The sequence below is a fragment of the Corallincola luteus genome (assembly GCF_004336975.1).
Classification (GTDB): domain Bacteria; phylum Pseudomonadota; class Gammaproteobacteria; order Enterobacterales; family Neiellaceae; genus Corallincola; species Corallincola holothuriorum.
This window is the reverse complement of sequence record NZ_SJXE01000006.1, coordinates 80,858-100,527: the sequence shown is the minus strand read 5'-3', so window position 1 is coordinate 100,527 and position 19,670 is coordinate 80,858. Positions and strand designations below refer to the sequence as shown.

17 protein-coding genes and 3 tRNA genes are annotated in these 19,670 nt (G+C 50.3%); 10 read left to right on the top strand and 10 right to left on the bottom strand.

What is annotated here, in order from left to right; all coding sequences use genetic code 11:
- Window positions 1–6: 6 nt before the first annotated feature.
- The 3 genes from ilvA (at window position 7) to EZV61_RS12800 (ending at window position 3,078) form a co-directional block, all read left to right on the top strand.
- Window positions 7–1,563: a threonine ammonia-lyase, biosynthetic gene (gene ilvA / locus EZV61_RS12810; protein ID WP_131416076.1), complete on the top strand. Its 1,557-nt coding sequence runs from the start codon at window positions 7–9 to the stop codon at window positions 1,561–1,563.
- Window positions 1,564–1,628: 65 nt separating this feature from the next.
- A complete protein-coding gene (locus EZV61_RS12805; RefSeq protein ID WP_131416074.1) occupies window positions 1,629–2,408 on the top strand; it encodes a hypothetical protein in 780 nt (259 codons plus the stop codon).
- A gap of 94 nt (window positions 2,409–2,502) precedes the next feature.
- Window positions 2,503–3,078 carry a TMEM165/GDT1 family protein gene (locus tag EZV61_RS12800; RefSeq protein WP_131416072.1) on the top strand — a complete coding sequence of 192 codons (576 nt, stop codon included), beginning with the start codon at window positions 2,503–2,505 and terminating at the stop codon, window positions 3,076–3,078.
- A gap of 60 nt (window positions 3,079–3,138) precedes the next feature.
- On the opposite strand, the gene EZV61_RS12795 is transcribed toward EZV61_RS12800, so the two are convergent.
- The 6 genes from EZV61_RS12795 to EZV61_RS12770 all read right to left on the bottom strand — a co-directional run bounded on the left by EZV61_RS12795 (window position 3,139) and on the right by EZV61_RS12770 (window position 10,180).
- A complete protein-coding gene (locus EZV61_RS12795; protein ID WP_165569605.1) occupies window positions 3,139–3,882 on the bottom strand; it encodes a MipA/OmpV family protein in 744 nt (247 codons plus the stop codon).
- Between the two features lie 231 nt (window positions 3,883–4,113).
- On the bottom strand, window positions 4,114–4,863 hold the full coding sequence (locus EZV61_RS12790; protein WP_131416068.1) for a MipA/OmpV family protein: 750 nt from the start codon (window positions 4,861–4,863) through the stop codon (window positions 4,114–4,116).
- A 125-nt stretch (window positions 4,864–4,988) separates the two neighbouring features.
- Window positions 4,989–5,255, bottom strand: a complete 267-nt coding sequence (gene ubiK, locus EZV61_RS12785; RefSeq protein ID WP_131416066.1) for a ubiquinone biosynthesis accessory factor UbiK — start codon at window positions 5,253–5,255, stop codon at window positions 4,989–4,991.
- A gap of 119 nt (window positions 5,256–5,374) precedes the next feature.
- On the bottom strand, window positions 5,375–8,452 hold the full coding sequence (locus tag EZV61_RS12780; RefSeq protein ID WP_131416063.1) for a multidrug efflux RND transporter permease subunit: 3,078 nt from the start codon (window positions 8,450–8,452) through the stop codon (window positions 5,375–5,377).
- A gap of 20 nt (window positions 8,453–8,472) precedes the next feature.
- Complete coding sequence (locus EZV61_RS12775; protein WP_205695384.1) at window positions 8,473–9,597, bottom strand: efflux RND transporter periplasmic adaptor subunit; 1,125 nt, start codon at window positions 9,595–9,597, stop codon at window positions 8,473–8,475.
- A 13-nt stretch (window positions 9,598–9,610) separates the two neighbouring features.
- Entirely contained in the window at window positions 9,611–10,180 is a 570-nt protein-coding gene (locus EZV61_RS12770) for a TetR/AcrR family transcriptional regulator (RefSeq protein ID WP_114339329.1), read from the bottom strand.
- A 141-nt stretch (window positions 10,181–10,321) separates the two neighbouring features.
- On the opposite strand from EZV61_RS12770, the gene rep reads away from it, so the two are divergent.
- The gene (gene rep / locus EZV61_RS12765) at window positions 10,322–12,337 is read left to right on the top strand and encodes a DNA helicase Rep (RefSeq protein WP_114339330.1); all 2,016 of its coding nucleotides are present in this window, start codon (window positions 10,322–10,324) and stop codon (window positions 12,335–12,337) included.
- Between the two features lie 59 nt (window positions 12,338–12,396).
- On the opposite strand, the gene EZV61_RS12760 is transcribed toward rep, so the two are convergent.
- On the bottom strand, window positions 12,397–12,810 hold the full coding sequence (locus EZV61_RS12760) for a c-type cytochrome (RefSeq protein WP_114339331.1): 414 nt from the start codon (window positions 12,808–12,810) through the stop codon (window positions 12,397–12,399).
- 226 nt (window positions 12,811–13,036) lie between these two features.
- Here EZV61_RS12760 and EZV61_RS12755 point away from each other — a divergent pair.
- The 5 genes from EZV61_RS12755 to EZV61_RS12735 all read left to right on the top strand — a co-directional run bounded on the left by EZV61_RS12755 (window position 13,037) and on the right by EZV61_RS12735 (window position 15,544).
- A tRNA-Arg gene (locus EZV61_RS12755) sits at window positions 13,037–13,113 on the top strand.
- A 40-nt stretch (window positions 13,114–13,153) separates the two neighbouring features.
- Window positions 13,154–13,229 (top strand) — tRNA-His (locus EZV61_RS12750).
- A gap of 10 nt (window positions 13,230–13,239) precedes the next feature.
- Window positions 13,240–13,316, top strand: a tRNA-Pro gene (locus EZV61_RS12745).
- 139 nt (window positions 13,317–13,455) lie between these two features.
- The gene (rmuC, locus tag EZV61_RS12740; RefSeq protein ID WP_165569604.1) at window positions 13,456–14,850 is read left to right on the top strand and encodes a DNA recombination protein RmuC; all 1,395 of its coding nucleotides are present in this window, start codon (window positions 13,456–13,458) and stop codon (window positions 14,848–14,850) included.
- A complete protein-coding gene (locus EZV61_RS12735; protein WP_131416059.1) occupies window positions 14,843–15,544 on the top strand; it encodes a TIGR01621 family pseudouridine synthase in 702 nt (233 codons plus the stop codon). Before rmuC ends, EZV61_RS12735 begins: the two co-directional genes overlap by 8 nt.
- 70 nt (window positions 15,545–15,614) lie before the next feature.
- Here EZV61_RS12735 and EZV61_RS12730 read toward each other — a convergent pair whose 3' ends face one another.
- Complete coding sequence (locus EZV61_RS12730; RefSeq protein WP_131416057.1) at window positions 15,615–15,923, bottom strand: hypothetical protein; 309 nt, start codon at window positions 15,921–15,923, stop codon at window positions 15,615–15,617.
- A gap of 244 nt (window positions 15,924–16,167) precedes the next feature.
- Here EZV61_RS12730 and EZV61_RS12725 point away from each other — a divergent pair, with 244 nt between their 5' ends.
- The gene (locus EZV61_RS12725) at window positions 16,168–17,037 is read left to right on the top strand and encodes a tetratricopeptide repeat protein (RefSeq protein ID WP_165569603.1); all 870 of its coding nucleotides are present in this window, start codon (window positions 16,168–16,170) and stop codon (window positions 17,035–17,037) included.
- Here the strand turns inward: EZV61_RS12725 and EZV61_RS12720 are convergent.
- Both EZV61_RS12720 and EZV61_RS12715 read right to left on the bottom strand, forming a co-directional pair.
- Window positions 17,034–18,986 carry a bifunctional diguanylate cyclase/phosphodiesterase gene (locus EZV61_RS12720; protein ID WP_131416053.1) on the bottom strand — a complete coding sequence of 651 codons (1,953 nt, stop codon included), beginning with the start codon at window positions 18,984–18,986 and terminating at the stop codon, window positions 17,034–17,036. The two genes, EZV61_RS12725 and EZV61_RS12720, sit on opposite strands and share 4 nt — an antisense overlap.
- Window positions 18,987–18,996: 10 nt before the next feature.
- Entirely contained in the window at window positions 18,997–19,650 is a 654-nt protein-coding gene (locus EZV61_RS12715) for a transglutaminase-like cysteine peptidase (RefSeq protein WP_131416051.1), read from the bottom strand.
- Window positions 19,651–19,670: the final 20 nt, after the last annotated feature.

Sequence of the window (19,670 nt, the reverse complement as noted above, 5' to 3'; positions counted from 1 at the left end):
TAGTCGATGAATAACCTGTTACCTCACCTGAGTGCTCGTCAGCCGAGTGCTGCCGAGTATCTGCGCCGGATATTGCTTGCCCCTGTTTATGATGTGGCGGTGAAGTCAGATCTGACACCGATGCGTAAATTGTCGGAACGTTTGGGCTGTGAAGTGCTGCTGAAACGTGAAGATCAGCAACCGGTGCACTCATTCAAGATCCGTGGTGCTTACAACAAGATCGCCGGTTTGAACGCGGATCAGCAGGCAAAAGGTGTGGTGGCAGCATCGGCAGGAAACCATGCGCAAGGGGTGGCTTTATCTGGGCAAAAGCTCGGTATTAAAGCCACCATTGTGATGCCCAACAACACACCGGACATCAAAATTGATTCGGTGCGGCGTTTGGGTGGCAACGTGGTGATCCACGGCAATAGCTTTGACGAAGCATCTGCAGAGTCCCGTCGTTTAGCCGAAACCGAAGGTTATACCTTGGCGGCACCCTTTGATGATCCTGATGTGATTGCGGGTCAGGGCACTATTGGTGTTGAGCTGTTGCAACAGGCGCGGGATATGGACTATGTGTTCCTCCCTGTCGGTGGTGGTGGCTTGGCGGCTGGCGTGGCTTTGTATCTGAAGAGCTTGAAGCCGTCTATTAAGGTGATCGGCGTTGAGGCCGAAGATTCCGCCTGCTTACTGGCGGCGCTGGAAGCCGGAGAGCGAGTGAACTTGGATCAGGTTGGCTTGTTTGCCGATGGCGTTGCGGTGAAGCTTATCGGTGAAGAGACCTTCCGCGTATGTGCGGCGTTTATCGACGAAGTGATCACTGTTTCTACCGATGAGATCTGTGCGGCGATCAAAGATATTTTTGATGATACCCGTGCTGTTTCAGAGCCCGCGGGGGCGCTGGCGCTGGCGGGCTTGAAGAAGTTCCAGGCACGCTACAAGCTTCATGGTAAAAAACTGACTACGGTGTTGTCAGGGGCCAATGTTAACTTTCATAGCTTGCGCTATGTGTCTGAGCGGACTGAGCTGGGAGAAGGACGGGAAGGCGTATTGGCTGTTACCATCCCAGAGCAGAAAGGCAGCTTCCGCCGCTTCTGTGAACTGTTGGGTGGTCATGGTATTACCGAGTTTAACTACCGCTTTGCTGATCCTGCGAAAGCCCATATCTATGTTGGTGTGCGGTTGGCGGAAAAAGCTGACATGGCTAACCTGTTAGCCACTTTGGGTGACAGCGGTTATGAGGTGCATGACTTAACTGACAATGAACTGGCGAAGTTGCATGTGCGCTATATGGTTGGCGGCCGCCCATCGCAGCCATTGATTGAGCGTTTATATGGCTTTGAATTCCCAGAGTCCCAAGGCGCGCTGATGCGTTTCTTGAATCGCCTTGGTGAGCGCTGGAATATCACGCTTTTCCATTATCGTAATCACGGCGCCGCTTATGGTCGAGTGCTAGCTGGTTTTAATGTTAGCGATCAAGAAAAAGCTGAATTTGAAGCCTCTTTGGATGATGTTGGCTACGAATGGCGTGACGAAACGTCCAATCCTGTCTATGATTACTTCTTAGCACATCGCGATTAATACTGATTTAAATAGATACATGGCTCGCCGGATCGCGAGCCACAAAAATAACATGGAGGTACACTATGCGCCCTATTACATCTGTCGCCTTATCCCTTTCTCTTGTGGCATCCAATGCCGCTGCTGATAACGTCCCAAAACCTTTCGTTGAAAAAATGATCGCCAAAAGCATGCAGGAACAGTGTGCTAGCTCGGCCTATCTGGCGTGTCGCGACATCTCTGCTGCTGAATGCCAGAAGCAGGGGGAGCTGTATCTGAAAACCTGTATTGCCCCGCTGCCCGACCAGATCCCAATGGGAAGTGCGGCGTTTGAGAAGGAGATGGAAGCCTGCGGTGTGAAGCTCGCGGACAAGCTGGGCATTGACTTAGATAAAGTAGAAGCCTGTGATGATGCGATGGAGATGGCTGAGGAAGAGTCTGTTTACCATGATGAGTTGACGCCGGAACAGCTTGAAGAGTTGATGCGTGCAGAGCAACTAAAGCAGCAGCAAGAGATGCAAGCGTTTGTTGATATGATGCGCGAGGCAACCGGCAACGGCAATCGCCTTGAAGAGATCACTTTGCCGCTCTATGAACCCTATGAGTTGGGGATCCATATGGCGGATGGTGCCGCTTGGGAGGAGCTGAGGGGGTTACCCGCTGTAACATTCCGCGTTAACGCCAGCAAAGATGAAGTGTTGGCTTTCTATAAGCAGAAATTGCCAACTTTTAAAGTGGATCCTAATGATCCTTATCGTTTAGTGGAAAAGGTGCTACCTGGCGAAGAGACAATCGCTAAGTACATTAATGTTCCTCACGTGGCAATCTATGGCGATACTTTCGTTCAGCTCACCTACCGCCGCTAATATAGATGCGCCAGTCCCTTGTACTGGCGCAATCCCCTTCTCTGATGTTTTCCGTTAGAATGCTGCGCCTAAATATCTAGCCGGTAGCGTTTTGATGATCTCTATTCAAGCATTTAGCCTGAGCCTGACCTTGGTCTTTTTGGCGGAAATAGGCGATAAAAGCCAGCTAGTGTGTATGGCTCTGGCCGCACGCCATCGCGCCTGGCCTGTACTGCTTGGCTCTGTGGCGGCGTTCTCGGTTTTGAACTTACTTGCGGTGCTCTTTGGTGCGGCGCTCGCTGAGTGGATCCCAGCGTCATGGCTGGCGGTTGGTGTGGCGCTGCTGTTTCTTTGGTTCGGGATCCAGTCGCTACGTAATGGTAGCGAAGAGGATGAGGAGTGTATTCAGCGTCCTACGCACCACTTGATCCTGTCGACTTTTATGATGATTTTTGCCGCAGAGTTTGGCGATAAAACTCAACTGGCAGTGGCGGGATTGGCTGCGCAACAACCTCTGCTATCGGTCTGGCTGGGGGGCACCTTGGCTTTGGTTTTTACCTCTGCCTTGGGAGTGTTCGCGGGACGTCGTTGGCTGTCGAAGTTGCCCGTAAACTATTTGCATAAGGGGAGTGGGGTGCTGTTTTTGCTGATGGCAGCGCTCAGCGCCAGTAGCTTAGTTTGGTCTTTTTAACGAGCTGATCTGGCAGTAATAAATAGCCCCGAGAGTCCGGGGCCTGGCCGTTTTCAGGGCTTACCAGAACTTATAGCTGACGCCCATGAATACGCTGCTTTCTGCATCGTCGTCAACCAGCGGGCTATCTTCAAGCTCGCTATCTAACCATGAGTAGTTAGCGCCAGCAGACACGCTCCACTCTTCGGTAATACGGTAGGCCGCCGCCAGACCAACGCCATACTTCAGTGCCGAGCCTGTGTCATAAGCAGAGACACCACTACGGGCAGATTCTTCTTCTGAAACGCCATAGTAGTAGTTGGCATAGTCTGAATCCATGTAGCTCAGGTGAATGTTAGGGATCAGCATCAATTCGGGTGTCACAGGATAAGGGTAGCCGTAGCCCAAGTCGGCTCGGATACCGTTGTGGTCATCACTGATATCTGTGCTGAGTTTGGCGCTGAATTGGCCATAGATACGATCTTGAAAGCGGTAAGAGACGCCAGCGTCAATACTGCGATGGCGGGTATCTAACGTACGGAAACGATTGGTGTTCTTTGGATCCCACTCCTCTTTGCCTATCCCGATGGCGATACCGACGCGGTGTTGTTGATTTTCAAACAGTTTGTAACCGGCCCCATCTTTATCGACAAAGAAGTGCTCGTTTTCAAATTTCACCAGAGGAATAACGCGATTATCATCATCATAGTCAGCGTAAGCGCTGTTTTGCAGTACGAATCCGGCACCAATACTTAGGCTTTCCTTTGTGTCTGCGCAAGTCATAAAAGGCAGTAGAGAGGCTGCGAAAAGAGCTGTGTACTTCATAGGGTTCTCATTCATGTGACGTTTGGGGGGATTTACGCGGCACTATACGATAAAGATCAAAAAGTTAAATCTGATTAGACGTAAACAAATGTTATTTATCTGAAAAACGGCATTTAGAAAAGTTTGAGAAGTATATTTTGTATGCAAATGGGGTGGCGGAATGTCGTTGCTGTGGGCAAAAAATAGGGATGAGTGGACACTCATCCCTATTATTCATATCACTTGAATGCTTTAGAATTTATAAGCGACACCCAGCATACCACTGGTTTCGTTATCGTCGTCTAGCAGAGGGCTCTCTTCCAGATCATCATCTAACGAGGTATAGGTGACGCCAGCGTATAGGTTCCAATGTTCGGCAAGATGATAGCCAGCCATCAAACCAACAGAGATGTTGGTAGCGCTGCCAGTATCGTAGGCCGAAACAGCGGCGCTGGTGGCGGCATCTCTATTGCTGATACCGTAGTAGTAGTTGGCGTAATCTTCGTCCATATACTTGATACGTACGGATGGGATAAGAACGATTTTGTCACTGACTTTCCAAGGGTAGGCGTAGCTAAGCGCTGCACCATTGCCGTCGTGCTCGTCGCTGATATCGGTGAAGTATTGTGCTCTTACCACACCCCATTTGGCTTGGAAGCGGTAGCTGGCACCTAGATGGAATGCTCTGTCTTTGTCTTCAAAGCCATCGAATTCCGCTTGATCATTATCGCTGCCATCCCACTCCTCTTCACCCATGGTGAGGTAGATACCAATACGGTGAGGACCTTTATCCAACGCTTTGAAGCCGAATTCTCCGCCATCAGCATAAAACCATTCGGTATCGAATTTGATGATAGGAATTGCGCGTGCGCTGTCGTCATAATTACGGTAGGCCGAGCTGGGCACCTGTACGCCGACACCAATTTCTGTGTCACCGGCGGCCATCGCTGTTGCTGGTAGAGAGCTAGCTAATGCTAAGACCAACAGATGTTTCATGTTCATAAGTGCGTCCTTGTTATCTGCATTGGATAAACATTTTTCTACTAATAGTCTAGTTTAGTTGAAATTTTCTTAATAAGAATGAATTATTTTGCTTTCTTGTTGTCACGTTGAACGTGGCGCCTGTGTCATTCGTTGTTGTTTTCTTCATTGGCTTGATTATTTTCAAGCTGAGACAGACGCTGCTCGAGAGCGGTCAGTTTTTCCCGTGTGCGCAACAGTACCTGCGTTTGTACATCGAACTCTTCCCGCGTTACCAGATCCAGCTTAGCGAGTTGTGCCTGCAACACCTGTTTGGTTTTGGCTTCAAACTCATCAGCAATATTTTTGACGCCGGGCGGTAGTGCATTGCTGATCTGTTTGGCTATCTCTTCGAGTTTGCTGGGGTTTATCATCTTGATACCTTTACTCTATTTTGCATTGCGGATTATCAATGCTGCTATTTTTCCATTGTAGCTAGCTGGTGAGCATGAAACTAGTCAGGGAGTAAAAAGCGCTCTCCCTGACATGTTGTTTATGTGTGTGCTCTTTGATCTTTTAACAGGGTCGCGACATCCGGCAGAGGTTTATGGCGTTCCGCCAGATAGCTATAAATCACCGGCAGCACAAAGAGGGTGAAAATAGTGCCGATCCCCAAACCTGCGCAGATCACCAGACCGATACTGAAGCGGCTGACGGCACCAGCACCTTCTGCCATCAATAGTGGGATTAAGCCGGCGATCATCGATACTGTGGTCATCAGGATAGCCCGCAGGCGGACATGGGCTGCTTCAATGACTGCTTCCACACGATCCAGTCCTTTTTCCAGTTGCACCTCTTTCGCCACTTCACAGATGAGAATACCGTGCTTACTGATTAAGCCGATGAGGGTGACTAGCCCTACCTGAGCGTAGATGTTCATGGTGGAGAGCCCCCATGCCATGCTGATCAATGCACCACTTATTGCGAGTGGTACCGAGACCAGGATCACCAGCGGATCTCGTACACTCTCAAATTGGCTAGCTAACACCAGAAAAATGACCGCCAGAGCCAATAGGAAGGTGGCGAACAGCGCTGACCCTTCGGTGACGTACTGACGAGCCTCTCCAAGGTAATCATATTGATAGCCTTGTGGTAATAGCCGAGTGGCAAGCTCTTCAAATACGGCGATAGCATTGCCCATACTTACCCCAGGAGCGGCAACAGCGCCAATCGTTGCCGAATTTAGTTGGTTGAAGTGGGGCAGTGCTCTGGGCTGTCCCTCAATGGATATACTCACTAGATTCGACAGCGGTACCGGATCACCGTTGACCGAGCGGACATAAAAGTTATTTAGGGATTCAGGATTTAACCGCCATTTACGCTCAACTTGGGGGATCACTTCATAGCTGCGGCCATCGAGATCGATGCGATTGACGTAACCATCGCTGAACATAGCGCTGAGGGTGGTGCCGATATCTTGCATCGTGATGCCGTATGCTCCTGCTTTATCACGATCAATCTGCACTTTCATGGTGGCTGAGTCATAGTTCAGATCAAGATCCAGATAGACGAAGTTAGGGTTGCTACGCAGTTCTTCGAGAAAGCTGCTGGCCACGGCAAATAAGCTTTCAAAGTTGTTAGGCGTGGTGATCACAAATTGAATTGGTAAGCCGCTGGACGCACCAGGCAGCTCTGGGAATGGGAAAGCGGTCATCGCCACTGCGGGAACGTCGGCGATCAATGGATTGGTTGCCTGGATCACTTCGGCTTGTTTTCTCTCTCGTTCGCTCCAGGTTTTGAGGTTAACGATGCCGAGTCCTTGGTTGGCGCTAGGTATACCTGCAAAGACCAGCGTGGAACGGACTTCTGGTAGGGTGTCTACCTTTTGTAACCCTTCGACCATCGCGTTTTCTATGAAGTCTAAGTTGGCGTTCGCAGGTGCTTTGCCAAACAGCATATAGCCGCCCTTATCTTCACTGGGCGCCAATTCACTGGGAATAAAACTGGCAAGAATAGGTAAGCTTGCAAAGGCGAACAGTGCAAATACAACCACCACAGGACGATGGTTCATTACGCTACGCAGGGCTTTGTCGTAGCCACGGGTTAGCGCGCCTAAATAGCCTTCGACAAAGCGCTCGAAGCGCCCGGGCTTATCGTGGGGTTTGAGCATTTTTGAGCACATCATTGGCGACAGGGTCAGTGCTACAATCCCCGATACAAAGACTGCGCCAGCCAGCGTCAGGGCGAACTCCTTGAACAGTGAGCCGGTGATCCCTCCCATTAATGCGATGGGGGCATACACGGCAGCCAGCGTCAGGGTCATTGATATCACAGGGCCGGCGATCTCTCGCGTACCAATAATCGCTGCCTGAAACGGTGTTTTCCCTAACTTGACGTGACGATCTACGTTCTCCACCACGACGATGGCGTCATCCACTACTAATCCGATGGCGAGTACCATGGCAAGCAGCGTCATCAAATTCAGTGAAAAGCCAAACAACGACATCATCATCGCAACGCCGATGAGCGACAGCGGAATAGTAACAACGGGGATCAAGACTGCGCGAAATGAGCCCATAAACAGGGTGATAGCGATTAGTACAATCACACCTGCTTCGATAATGGTGGCGACCACCTCGTTAATTGACTCCTCAATAGCGATGGTGGAGTCATACAGCACATTCATTTTGATGGTGCTGGGAATGTTATTGGCAAACTCCGGCAGCATATCGCGGATCGCGGCAGTGACCTCTAACGGGTTGGCCGTCGGCGTGGGGTCGACTGCGACCACAACGGCGCTCTTGCCATCGGCTACGGCGCGATACGTATCATGGCTCTTCTCCAGAGTGACATTGGCAATATCATCAACGCGAATGAGTGAGCCGTCGCGGCTCGCTACTACCATGCGTTTTAGCTCATCAACGGTGCGGACCTGGGTATTGGCTTCGGAGTTATATAACACATAAACGCCGGTAGCTTGCCCGGGGGCTGACTGAATATTATTGGCCTGCAGTACCTGCATCACTTCAGTGGCTGTGAGATCGAAAGCCGCCATTCTTTGGGGATCCAACCAAACCCGCATGGCGTATTTCACGCCACCATAGAGATTCACTTTTGCGACACCATTGACAGTGAATAACTGGGGTTGGATAACCCGCTCCAGATAATCGTTGATTTGGCTGGAATTGAGAGAATCACTGGTGAACGAGATATAGATCAGTGATGTGGTTGAGCCGGTGGACGAGGTGACCGTGGGATCTTCTGCTTCGCTGGGCAGCTGTGAACGCACCGAGTTCACCTTGGCAAGAATATCCGCCAAGGCTCCGTTGGGATCCGTGTTCAGTTTCATCTGCACGCTGATACTACTGGACCCCATAAAGCTTTGGGAGGTCATAAAATCAACGTTGTCGGCCTGGGCGATCGCTTGCTCTAATGGTTGGGTAATAAAGCCTTGAATCAGATCGGCATTGGCACCGTAGTAACTGGTATTGACCGAAATAACTGTATTGGTCATCTCCGGATATTCGCGGATCTGCATCTCTTTTAGTGCTTGCAGTCCCAGTAACACAATCAGCAGGCTAATAGAGATCGCCAATACCGGCCGACGGATAAATGTATCAGTGAATCGCATCTGATTATCCTCTTCCGGGCTTAAAGCGCCGGGATCTCCGCTGGAGTATTTAGGGCATCACTCTCAACGACTTTGATCTGGCTGCCGTTAGACAGGCGTACCTGGCCTGAAGTGACAATGGTTTCGCCGGGATTCAAGCCGCTCACTCGTGCCACATCGCCACGGCGTTCCTCTACCTTGATGGTGCGCTGTGTTGCTATCAGTTGGCTATCGCCTTCGCGGGTTTCAGCAATAAAAATGGTTTCACCATACAGGGTGAAGTTTACTGCGGTTTGCGGGACGACGAGCTGCTGTGGCAGCGTGGGTAGGATCACATTAACACGCGCAAACATGCCGGAACGCAGTACGCCATTTTCATTGGGAACGTCAGCCTGCACCTGTACCACACCACTTTGGAAATTCACCGCCGGTTCAATGGTGGTGATCTTGCCGTGGAAACTGGTTTCCGGATACGCATCCACTTGTACTTCAATGGTTTGGTCGACAAAAATCTTGCTGAGCTGATTTTGTGGAATAGTGAAGCGAATACGCATGGTTGAGGTGTCTTCGAGCCTGACAATCTCGGTACCTGCCTCCAGATACTGTCCAAGAAACACCTGGCGAATACCTATTTGCCCAGCAAAGGGCGCGCGAATTTCACGGCGAGCGATGGTGGCTTTTTGTGCTGCGACGTCCGCCACTTGCGCTTCATAGTTGGCAACCGCTTCATCTCTTTGTCCTTCCGAGGCGCTGTTTTGTCTCAATAGCACTTCCATACGATGGGCTTGTGCTTTTAGTGCGGGCAAACTGGCTTGTGAGCGTTTCAGATTAGCGCGTTCAACATCGGTGTCTAAAGACAGCAGTAAGGTATCAGCGGAGACCTTCTCGCCAGATTCGAAGTCGATCGTCTCAATCAAACCGGCGGCTTCACTTTTCAGGGTGACCCCCCGGTAGGGTTCAATAAAACCAATGGAGTCAATGCTTGGGATCCAATCGACCGGAGAGACGGTGGCAGTGGTCACCGGAAAGGTAGGGGCGGGCTGATTGGCCATATATTCGCCGATCATCTTTTGTTTAAACAGGTTAAATCCGATCACACTACCGAATACCAGTACAACCAAAACCAGCATAAGCAGGCTCCAGATAATACGTTTTCCGTTGACCATCACACATTCTCTCTCATTGGTTGGCGATGGCTTGCCAGCTCGCATTCGCGGCGGTGGCGATCATCGCATCATTCAAAATAAAACTGCCTTCAATATGCCGCCGCGCTAGGGCGGCACAGCTTTCAATACCTATCGCTCCGAGCACTTCAACAGGTAAAGGTTTCAGTTGTTGTGCCGCGAGCCCCGCCTCTAACATCGCGGCAAGTGGTAAAAATAGCTGTTGTCGTCGTTTGATTAAGTGCGCGAGCTGCGATTTATCGGTGACATGACGGGATAACTCCCAGCCATGTAATGTGTCTGGGTGGGCGATTAGATATTGAAACAGTGCTTGCCAGATCTGGGTAAATTGTTGCTCCAGGCTGACACCCAGCCGATGTTGTTTGAAGCAGGCATCAGCGATTAGCTCCAAATTGTTTTCCAGAGTCTCCAGCAGCAGGGTCTGTTTATCTTTAAAGTAGAGATAAAGAGTGCCTGCCGCCATATCGGCGTGCTGCGCTATTTCGCCCATGGTGGTGCCGTGAAACCCTTTATTGGCAAGGGTGACACTGGCTGCTTGGAGAATTCGTCGTCGTTTGTCCATCATCGCTATCGCATTATAATGAATGAGCGTTCATTCATTTTGTAAGATTTGTAACAGCTGATGAAAAATCAGCAGTTGATTTCGCTCACGTTCGTGGCTGGCTTGCAGTAAAATCGCCACCTCAAGTTTAGTCTGTGAGTCAGAATGAAGTTAAACCCTGGGCAAGCTAACGCCGTCAAACATATCTCTGGACCTTGTCTGGTGCTTGCTGGAGCCGGTTCCGGTAAGACGCGAGTGATCACTTTGAAGATTGCTCATCTGGTGCGTCAATGTGGCTATCAAGCTCGGCATATCGCGGCGGTGACCTTTACTAATAAGGCGGCGCGGGAGATGAAGGAGCGCGTGGGACAGACCTTAGGCCGCAAAGAGGCTCGGGGCTTGATTGTTTCCACCTTTCATACCTTAGGGCTAACTATTCTCAAGCGTGAAGTGACTACCTTGGGGATGAAAGCTGGTTTTACTCTGTTTGATGATCAGGACAGTCGTGCGCTCATTAGCGAGCTAACCGAGAAAGAGTACGACGGCGATAAAGATCAGATTAACTTGTTGTTGAATCAGATCTCCCGCTGGAAGAACGACCTGATCTTACCGCCACAGGCCATTAAGATGGCTGAAAGTGGTGGTGAACAGATCCTTGCTATGTTGTATGAGCGCTACCAGCGCCACCTGACGGCATACAATGCTCTCGACTTCGATGATCTTATCCTGCTGCCAACGCTGCTATTGAAGCAAAATGAACAGGTGCGCCAGCGTTGGCGTGATCGTATTCGCTATCTGCTGGTGGATGAGTATCAAGATACCAATACCAGCCAATATGAATTGGTGAAGCTACTTGTGGGCGAGCGTGCGCGCTTTACCGTGGTGGGTGATGATGATCAGTCAATCTACTCATGGCGCGGCGCGCAGCCGAAAAACCTGGCCTTGCTGCAACAAGATTTTCCGTCATTAGAGGTGGTTAAGTTGGAGCAGAACTATCGCTCCACGGGCTGCATCTTGAACGCGGCTAATATCTTGATCGCCAACAATGACCATATTTTCGATAAACGCCTGTTCAGCGAGTTGGGTTACGGTGAGCGTTTGCGAGTGCTTTATGCCAAGGATGAGGAGCATGAAGCTGAGCGCACGGTGGCAGAGCTGCTGAGCCATAAGTTTATGAAACGCACCAACTATAAAGATTACGCCATTCTCTATCGCGGCAATCATCAGTCACGACTGATTGAAAAATCGCTGATGACCAACCGTATTCCATACAAGATCTCCGGTGGTACCAGCTTTTTCTCCCGCGCCGAGATCAAAGACATGATGAGTTATTTGCGTCTGTTGGTGAATCATGATGATGACAATGCGTTTCTGCGTATCGTCAATGTGCCAAAGCGGGAGATCGGCCCGGCAACATTAGAGAAGCTAGGTAATTATGCAAACATGCGTGGTATTAGCCTATTTGCTGCCAGTTTTGAGCTGGGGCTAGAGCAGCACCTGACCGGACGCGGTTTGGCTTCGCTGCAGCGCTTTACCCGTTGGATGGTGGAGCTCGCTGATTTTGCCGAGAAAGGCGAAACGATTGAGGCGGTGCGCCAGTTGGTACGGGATATCAATTACGAAGAGTATCTTTACGACAGCTCCCCTAGCCCGAAAGCCGCAGAGATGCGGATGAAAAATGTCTCCGAGCTGTATCGTTGGATCACCGGCATGTTGGAGGGGGATGATCTCGATGAAGCGATGACTTTGCCAGAGGTCGTGACCCGTTTGACCCTGCGCGACATGATGGAGCGAAATGAAGGGGATGATGAGAGTGATCAGGTGCAGTTGATGACATTGCACTCATCGAAAGGTTTGGAGTTTCCGTACGTCTTTATGATCGGTATGGAAGAGGGGTTGTTGCCACACCAAAGCAGTATTGATGAAGAGAATGTAGATGAAGAACGGCGTTTGGCCTATGTTGGGATCACCCGGGCACAAAAAGAGCTGAGCTTTATCGTCTGTCGTGAACGACGTCAATTTGGCGAAAGTTTTCGTCCAGAGCCCAGCCGTTTTCTGTACGAGTTACCGCAGGATGATCTTATCTGGGAAGGTAAAACTCAGAAATCGAAAGAGGAAAAGAAAAAAACCGGCATGGCGCATTTAGCCGCGATGAAGGCGATGTTGAATAAAGATAAGTAGTGGTGGACTAAAAACAAAAAAGCCGCGAAAGCGGCTTTTTTGTTTTACTCGACGGGCGATTAGATCCCTTCAATCATAAAATCGATAGCTGCCTGGATCTCTTCGTCAGAACAGTTACCACAGGTGCCACGTGGTGGCATGGCGTTGAAGCCGTTGATTGCGTGGTCCATCAGTTTGTCCATGCCTTTTGCCAAGCGCGGCGACCAAGCTGCGGCATCGTCTTTCTTCGGCGCGTTCATTGCGCCAGTGCCGTGACAAGCAAAACAAGATGCTTGGTAGACATCGCCGCCAGAGCGAGGGCCTGCCGGTTCGGCTGCCAGAGCTTCGCCAGCAGGAGCATCGCCTTCAATATAATGGTCACCGACAGGTTTAATGCGTGATTCAACAGGGTCTACTTCTGCTGCAAAAGCAGTGGAGGCCATAACCAAGCTGGTGATTCCTGCGACGAGGAATTGTTGAAGACGAGTTGCCATTGGGATCTTCTCTCTCTAGTTGTTGTTATGCAGATCAATCATGATCTATATCGGCTGCATCCTGATTTTTCGATTATAACGTTAAAACCCGGTAGCTAAAATGCTAACTGCGCTGATTTTTCAGTCAATAATGATTCGGATCGCAAGAGTTTTTCAGATTCTTTAAAATAATCGTAGACAAGCGATTAGTGCTTTTGTAATATGCGCATCCGCTGAAGGCAGGTGAGCGCCCGTAGCTCAGCTGGATAGAGCGTTGGCCTCCGGAGCCAAAGGTCACAGGTTCGAATCCTGTCGGGCGCGCCAGAGCTACAACGTACTTCATCTTCAGCAAAGTAAGACACTGGTGGCTGTAGCTCAGTTGGTAGAGCCCTGGATTGTGATTCCGGTGGTCGTGGGTTCGAGCCCCATCAGCCACCCCAGTTTTAGTGTCGGCGATTAGCGCAGCTTGGTAGCGCACTTGGTTTGGGTCCAAGGGGTCGCAGGTTCAAATCCTGCATCGCCGACCATTTCTTCAGAGCCCTCGGCAACTATGCCGGGGGCTTTGTCGTTCTAACACCCTATTCTTTCTATCGCTCCCTTGTTTGTTGCAGCAACGCGCACGGCAGAGTTATCCTGCCCTATTCTTGTTTGTCTGGAGCGACCCCTTTGGATCTTCAGTTAGCCGCTATCGCTGCTGGTAGCCTAAGTCTGCTTTTTCTCGTCACTACCCTGATCTACCGCCAGCGGGCGTCGCGTTTAGCGCAGCATTATCAAAGCTCAGAACAGCTTCTGCAGAGCGAGTTGGCGTTTAAGTCGGCAGCACTTGAAGCGCTACAGGTCGATGTTCAGCAGCTAACAGAAAAAGAGCGGGAGCAATCCCTCAGCGCGACTGCACTCCGAACCCAGTTGGCGGTTGAACAGAGTGCCAATCAGGAAAAAATAGCGTTGCTGGCGCAGTCAGAAGCACGCCTGAAAGAGCAGTTTGAGAATCTGGCTAACCGTATCTTTGATAGCAAAGCACAGCAATTTGATCAGCAAAGCCAGCAGCGTTTGGCAGCCACGTTTGCTCCTTTGAAAGATCAGTTAGGTGCATTTCGTCAGCAGGTGCAGTCAGTTTATGAAACTGAAGCGAAAGAACGTCATACCCTAAAAGCCGAAATTTTGTCTCTCAAACAATTAAATGAGCGGATGAGTGAAGATGCATTGAATCTCACCAAGGCACTAAAAGGCGACAGTAAGCAGCAAGGGAACTGGGGCGAAGTGGTATTGGCGCGGGTATTGGAACAATCTGGGCTGCGTCAAGGCCATGAATACAGCACTGAGGTCAGTCAATCCACCGATGACGGCAAGCGTTATCGCCCCGATGTGATTGTGCATCTGCCGGAAGGCAAGCAGATCATCATTGATTCGAAAGTTTCGTTAACCGCTTACGAGCAGTATTTTAATAGTGATGATGACGTCGAGCGTCAGGCGGCGTTAACAGCTCATGTGCAGTCGCTACGTAATCATATTAAAGGGTTAGGAGCAAAAGATTACCAAGCATTACCAGGGATCCACAGCCTAGATTACGTATTGATGTTTATTCCCATCGAAGCTGCTTTTTTAACCGCGCTGGATCAGCAGCCGGACCTGGTGAAGTTGGCTTTAGATAACAACATTATGTTGGTTAGCCCAACCAATTTGTTAGTGGCCCTGCGTACGGTGAATAATATCTGGCGCTATGAGTATCAGAACCAGAACGCCAAGCTGATCGCTGACAAAGCCGCGGCGATGTACGACAAGCTGCGCTTGTTTGTTGATGAGCTGCAAAAGCTGGGTAAAGGGCTTGAGCAAGCACAGCTAAGTTATGAAACGAGCTTGAAACGTCTGGCCAGTGGCCGGGGGAACTTGCTGTCGCAAGCGGAGGGGTTGCGTGACCTTGGAGTGACAGCGAAGAAAGCGATTGATCCTGAGTGGCTCCAGCAAAAAGGTGTTGTCGTTGAGAAAAGCAGCGACAACGGCGCTACCAATGGTGAAATGACCCGACCAGTAGCCTCAGAGCGGAGCGCCAACGATGAATAAGGCGTTAGCTGCCAATGCCGTTTCGCCGATTTTTGTTCATGACGACTTCTGGATCTTTAATAAGCCGGCGGGGATCAGCTGTCATGATGAGCCTACAACCGGTGAGCATGGCTATTTTCGCCTGCTGCGGCAGGCTCTATTGGAAGATGTTTATCCTGTTCACCGCTTAGATAAAGTCACCTCCGGGCTGCTGATTGTGGCTCGCAGTAGCGAGGCAGCCGCCCAATTTGGCTCGCTGTTCGCCAATCGAGAGATGCAGAAATTTTATCTTGCGATCAGTGATCGCAAGCCGAAAAAGAAGCAGGGCTGGGTGATCGGTGATATGCAGCGCTCACGTCGGAGTAGTTGGCGCTTAACGAGTGGCAAAAGTGACCCAGCTGTCAGTCAGTTTTTCAGCTATTCGATGAGACCGGGATTGAGGCTCTTTGTTGTTAAACCTTTATCGGGTAAGACCCATCAGATCCGTGTGGCATTGAAAAGCCTTAGTGCACCTATTGTTGGCGATCATTTGTATGCTGGGACGCCCGCAGACAGAACCTATCTGCATGCTTATGCGGTAGAGTTTAATTGGTTAGGAGAGTGTTTGCGCTATCACTGTTTACCCACTGAAGGCGTTGAGTTCTCCCCCGTTGAGTCGCTGCTTATGGCAAAAGAGCTGTCTTGCCCTTGGCTGCTCCCTTGGCCACAACGTTAATGACAGTGTTGCGTACCAAGCTAATAAGCCACCCTACTGCGGTGGCTTATTGTTATGTTTTTAAGCTAGCTTAATTACTGTAATTCAGATAGATAGGCTCGACATAGCCAGCCACGCTTTGGGCTTTTTTCACTGTCCCTGCCGCTGGCGGAGCTGTTCTGAGAAGTGTGTCTAGATCTGTTACTGTTGGATCAAACTGGTAGTTAAGGTAGCCGGGGGTAAATACCCCATTTTTTGAGGTTTTTCCCATCGGCAGCGTTGTCCCCTCGTGACTGATCTTAACTCCATAATTCAAATAGATAGGCTCTTGGTAACCGTTGTTGGCATAGGCGGATGTGGCTAGCAAGGTGGCGCCGAGAAACATTATTAGGTTTTTCATCTCTGTATCCTCCGGGCGAGCCGTGCCAGTGTTCATTGGGTTATGCCAGCTCGCGTAGTGTCTTCCTGATAGTTGACCTACTCCCAGGCCATCTGCTTTTAGACGCTGCGGTTATGAGGTGGCAGTTTAGGATCTGAAAGATATTTAGCTATCTGGTTAACTTTGTCTGCATATTGACTGTGCTATGGTGTCGGGGTTAAACCAATATCACGCTTTGGTTGGTTATAAATGTATGGAGAGGCCTGTGGAACAAGTGATGTCTGCCCCAAATACCATTGAGATCTCAGTGGCTAATTTTCAACAAACTATTCAGCAGTTGACGCCTGATCAGCTATTGCTTGTGGAGTTCTGGGCGCCGGAGATGGAAGCTTGCCAAGCGATGAGCCCGATACTTGCGAAGGTGGCGGCGGAACATAGTCATGCGTTGGTTTTAGGGCGGGTAAATTGCGCAGCAGACCAACAGTTGGCCATGCAGTGCGGAGTGAGAAGCTTACCCACGGTGATGCTGATTAAAGAGGGCAAAATGCTTGATGGCTTTGATGGTGGTGCGGATGAGATGCAGATCCGTGCTTTGCTGGATAAGCATTTACCCAAAGAGCAGGACCAACTGTTAGCTCAAGCGCGAGAGCACCTGCAACAGCAGCAAGCTGGCGACGCATACCCGCTGTTAAAGCGTGCCATCGAGCTGGATAGCTCTCGGGTCGATATTAAACTGGCGCTATCGGATGCACTGTTGGCGTTAGGCAAACTCGCTGATGCAGAGAGCTTATTGCGCAGTATCGGGATGGCTGATCAGGATGGCTACTATCAGTCGTTGATGGCGCAATTGGAGCTGAAGCAGCAGGCGGCGCAATCGCCCGAATTAAAACAGCTTGAGGAGCAGCATGCTGCCTCCCCTGACGACTCGCAAGTCAGTTTTCGGTTAGCAGTGCAGTATCAAGCGGCAAACCGAAGTGAAGAGGCGCTGGCACTGCTGTTGTCTCTGCTGAAGAAAGATCTAAACGCCGCTGATGGTGATGCGAAAGCGGCGCTGTTGGATATTTTGGCTACCCTGCCCCAAGGCGACCCCCTGGCTGGTACCTACCGCCGCCAGTTCTATAGCCTGCTTTATTAAGAGAGCATCGTTGCCGATGCGAGTGGGGCAGGTTTACCCAACAAGTAACCCTGCCCATGCTCAACACCTAACTGTCGCAGCAGTGCCAGATCTTCTTTTTCTTCAATCTCTAATGCGATCAAGGTGCATTGCAAACCGCGGCATAGCTGTAACAGTGTCTGAATAAAAAACTGATTGTCTATATGTAGCGCCAGTTGGTGGCTATAGCGGCCATCAAGTTTCAGATAGTTGGGTTTCATTGATGTTAACAGGGCGAAACTGGCTGTCGCAGCGCCAAAATGGTCGATGGCGAAGCGGACGCCCAGTAATGCCAACTGTGAAATGATGTTGCTGATACTGTTATAGCTCGGCGTTAGCCGCCTTTCATCGAGCTCCAAGATTAACCGCTTGGCTAAAGTGGGATCTTTGCGGCAGCGATCAATTAACCAGAGGGAAAAATCCCGATCCTGCAGCGTCAACGGATCCAAATTGACGGAAAAATCACCACCGGGCTGCTGTTTTGCGAAGGCTAACGCTTCTGTGACTATGCCTCGCTCTAGTGCCGGTAGCTGATCCGTTTGCCGGGCTAATGCCAGGATTGTCGCTGTCGGTAGTGCTTGTCCTTTAAGATCTGCAAAAGTTGGTAGCCACTCTTTGTACAGGTGATTGTCGCGGATCAGCTGCTTCACCCCCTGCCAGCGAAACTCAAAGCGTTGTTCCTTAATGATGGCGTCGATCAGCTGCTGTCGGCGCTGGGTATTGAGCAAAATGGTAGGTAACTCTCGGTTACCTTGATTGAAGAAAAGATTATGTGCACCTTGCTGTCGCGCCTGCTGTTGTGCCAGATCCAATTCACTTAACAGCTGATCCTGGCTATCTCCAGGACGGAAGTAGCATAGCCCGGCGTGGCCTAAGCCTTCATCGGTCAGTTCGCTCTCTTGTTCTGACAAAAATTCGAGCAGGCCTTGCATGGATCGTTCGGCACGTTGCCGGTCGCATTGTGGAAAGAGGATGGCAACTTCGTCATCGTGTAACCTAAATGACTGGTTTGCCGCTAATTTTTCTTGTTCGATGCGCTGAACTAATCCGCGCCACAGTTGGGTGACCGCACTGTAACCCTGTTTTTGATGCAAGGCTTCGATATTCAGTTTGAGTAGGCCGATACAGCCGATCGACGCTTGTTCACTTTGGGTTAAGTGCTGTAGTTCGGCGATAAATCCACGACGATTGCCAAGCCCTGTTTCATCATCCTGAAAAGCTTGAAGTTGTAAGTGTTCAGCTTTCTCTTCTAGGCCAGAAAATAGCTCCTTGAGTGCGTCAGACATCTGGTTGAAACTGTCAACCAAGCTGTCAATCTCCTGCGTACCAGACATGGCTTGCATCGGTTTAAAGCTGCGTTGACTGATCTGAGCGGCTTGCTTTTGTAGCTGTTGCAGTGGCTTGAGTATTCTTTTCACCAGCAGTCTGGCTGCAATGACGGCGACGAGCAGTATGATTAAAGTGGCGATCATAAACTGCCAACCGGCAAGCCATAACCGATTGTAGGCTTGGGTGACATCGGCAGTCACCTCCACTCTGCCCATGACGCGCCAGCCGTCACTTAGCTCCATCTTTTGGGTCGGTGCTTGTAATGGATACAGTTGTTTAAACCACTGCGGAGCACCGTTCTGTTGCTCTAGTGGGGTCTGTTTTCCCGCGATCAGGCGATTATCGTTATCAAACAGTGCTATCTGACTAAAGTAGCCCCGGTCATGCAGTGCAGTGATTGTCGCGGTGATCGCGGCGACGTCCAGGGGTGAGGTGTATGGGGTAAGCGTTAGACTTAGAGCGGTGGCAGTGTCTTGGGCGTGATTGCCTAACTGCTGTTGCATCTCGCTACGACTGTTTTGCAAGTAAATTAGCCAACAGGCGACCAGCATTAAGCCTAATAACAGTCCGATCATTCGCAACAACTGCCGCGATAGTGTCATAGAGTCCCTCCTAGATCTGTTTTTCAATGCGTTCCATCAACTCCTGCCAGAATGCGCCGCCCTCCTCTTTCACTTTTCCACCGCGCCCTTGCACCCGTGCCAGCCATTGGCCGTCATCATTGAAGCTGATGATGGGGAGTAGATCGGTGCGCTCACTGGCAGGGCGGATCTCCTGGTCGAGGTTGTCTAGAACCAATGGTATGTCACCGTGGCGAGGGTGGTAGGTTAATACCATGTGGGGCTGATTATCGGCGATATTCTTCACATACATCAGGCGTAGCTTTTCTGGCGATACGCCCATCATCTTTAGCGTCGCCAATTTCGCCACCGAGTAGTCTTCACAATCCCCGCCGCTGGTAGCGATAAATTCCAGTGGTGTTGCCCAATAGTCCTCTTGCTGCCAATGCTCCATGTCACTGATGAAAGCCATTTGGTTGAGAAACTGATTGGTGAGCAGCAGTTTTTCGTCATCGCTGCTGAGCTGGCGACCATCATCAATCAGTGTTTGCCAAGCGAGCACGTTGGCCCGCGCATCGACACCATAGGTCTGCTCTATGTTGGCTAGCGCTTGATCTGAAAAATAATTTGATGGGTGGCTATCCATTGCCCACAAGGGAAAAGTTGTCATCCAAAGCAGCGCAGCAAAGAAAGTGTTTTTTATCATCGGCGTAATAGGATTCTCTA

Coding starts and splice junctions, on each gene's coding strand:
- ilvA (WP_131416076.1), top strand. CDS start 7: ATGAATAACCTGTTACCTCACCTGAGTGCTCGTCAGCCGAGTGCTGCC.
- EZV61_RS12805 (WP_131416074.1), top strand. CDS start 1,629: ATGCGCCCTATTACATCTGTCGCCTTATCCCTTTCTCTTGTGGCATCC.
- EZV61_RS12800 (WP_131416072.1), top strand. CDS start 2,503: ATGATCTCTATTCAAGCATTTAGCCTGAGCCTGACCTTGGTCTTTTTG.
- EZV61_RS12795 (WP_165569605.1), bottom strand. CDS start 3,882: ATGAAGTACACAGCTCTTTTCGCAGCCTCTCTACTGCCTTTTATGACT.
- EZV61_RS12790 (WP_131416068.1), bottom strand. CDS start 4,863: ATGAACATGAAACATCTGTTGGTCTTAGCATTAGCTAGCTCTCTACCA.
- ubiK (WP_131416066.1), bottom strand. CDS start 5,255: ATGATAAACCCCAGCAAACTCGAAGAGATAGCCAAACAGATCAGCAAT.
- EZV61_RS12780 (WP_131416063.1), bottom strand. CDS start 8,452: ATGCGATTCACTGATACATTTATCCGTCGGCCGGTATTGGCGATCTCT.
- EZV61_RS12775 (WP_205695384.1), bottom strand. CDS start 9,597: ATGGTCAACGGAAAACGTATTATCTGGAGCCTGCTTATGCTGGTTTTG.
- EZV61_RS12770 (WP_114339329.1), bottom strand. CDS start 10,180: ATGATGGACAAACGACGACGAATTCTCCAAGCAGCCAGTGTCACCCTT.
- rep (WP_114339330.1), top strand. CDS start 10,322: ATGAAGTTAAACCCTGGGCAAGCTAACGCCGTCAAACATATCTCTGGA.
- EZV61_RS12760 (WP_114339331.1), bottom strand. CDS start 12,810: ATGGCAACTCGTCTTCAACAATTCCTCGTCGCAGGAATCACCAGCTTG.
- EZV61_RS12735 (WP_131416059.1), top strand. CDS start 14,843: ATGAATAAGGCGTTAGCTGCCAATGCCGTTTCGCCGATTTTTGTTCAT.
- EZV61_RS12730 (WP_131416057.1), bottom strand. CDS start 15,923: ATGAAAAACCTAATAATGTTTCTCGGCGCCACCTTGCTAGCCACATCC.
- EZV61_RS12720 (WP_131416053.1), bottom strand. CDS start 18,986: ATGACACTATCGCGGCAGTTGTTGCGAATGATCGGACTGTTATTAGGC.
- EZV61_RS12715 (WP_131416051.1), bottom strand. CDS start 19,650: ATGATAAAAAACACTTTCTTTGCTGCGCTGCTTTGGATGACAACTTTT.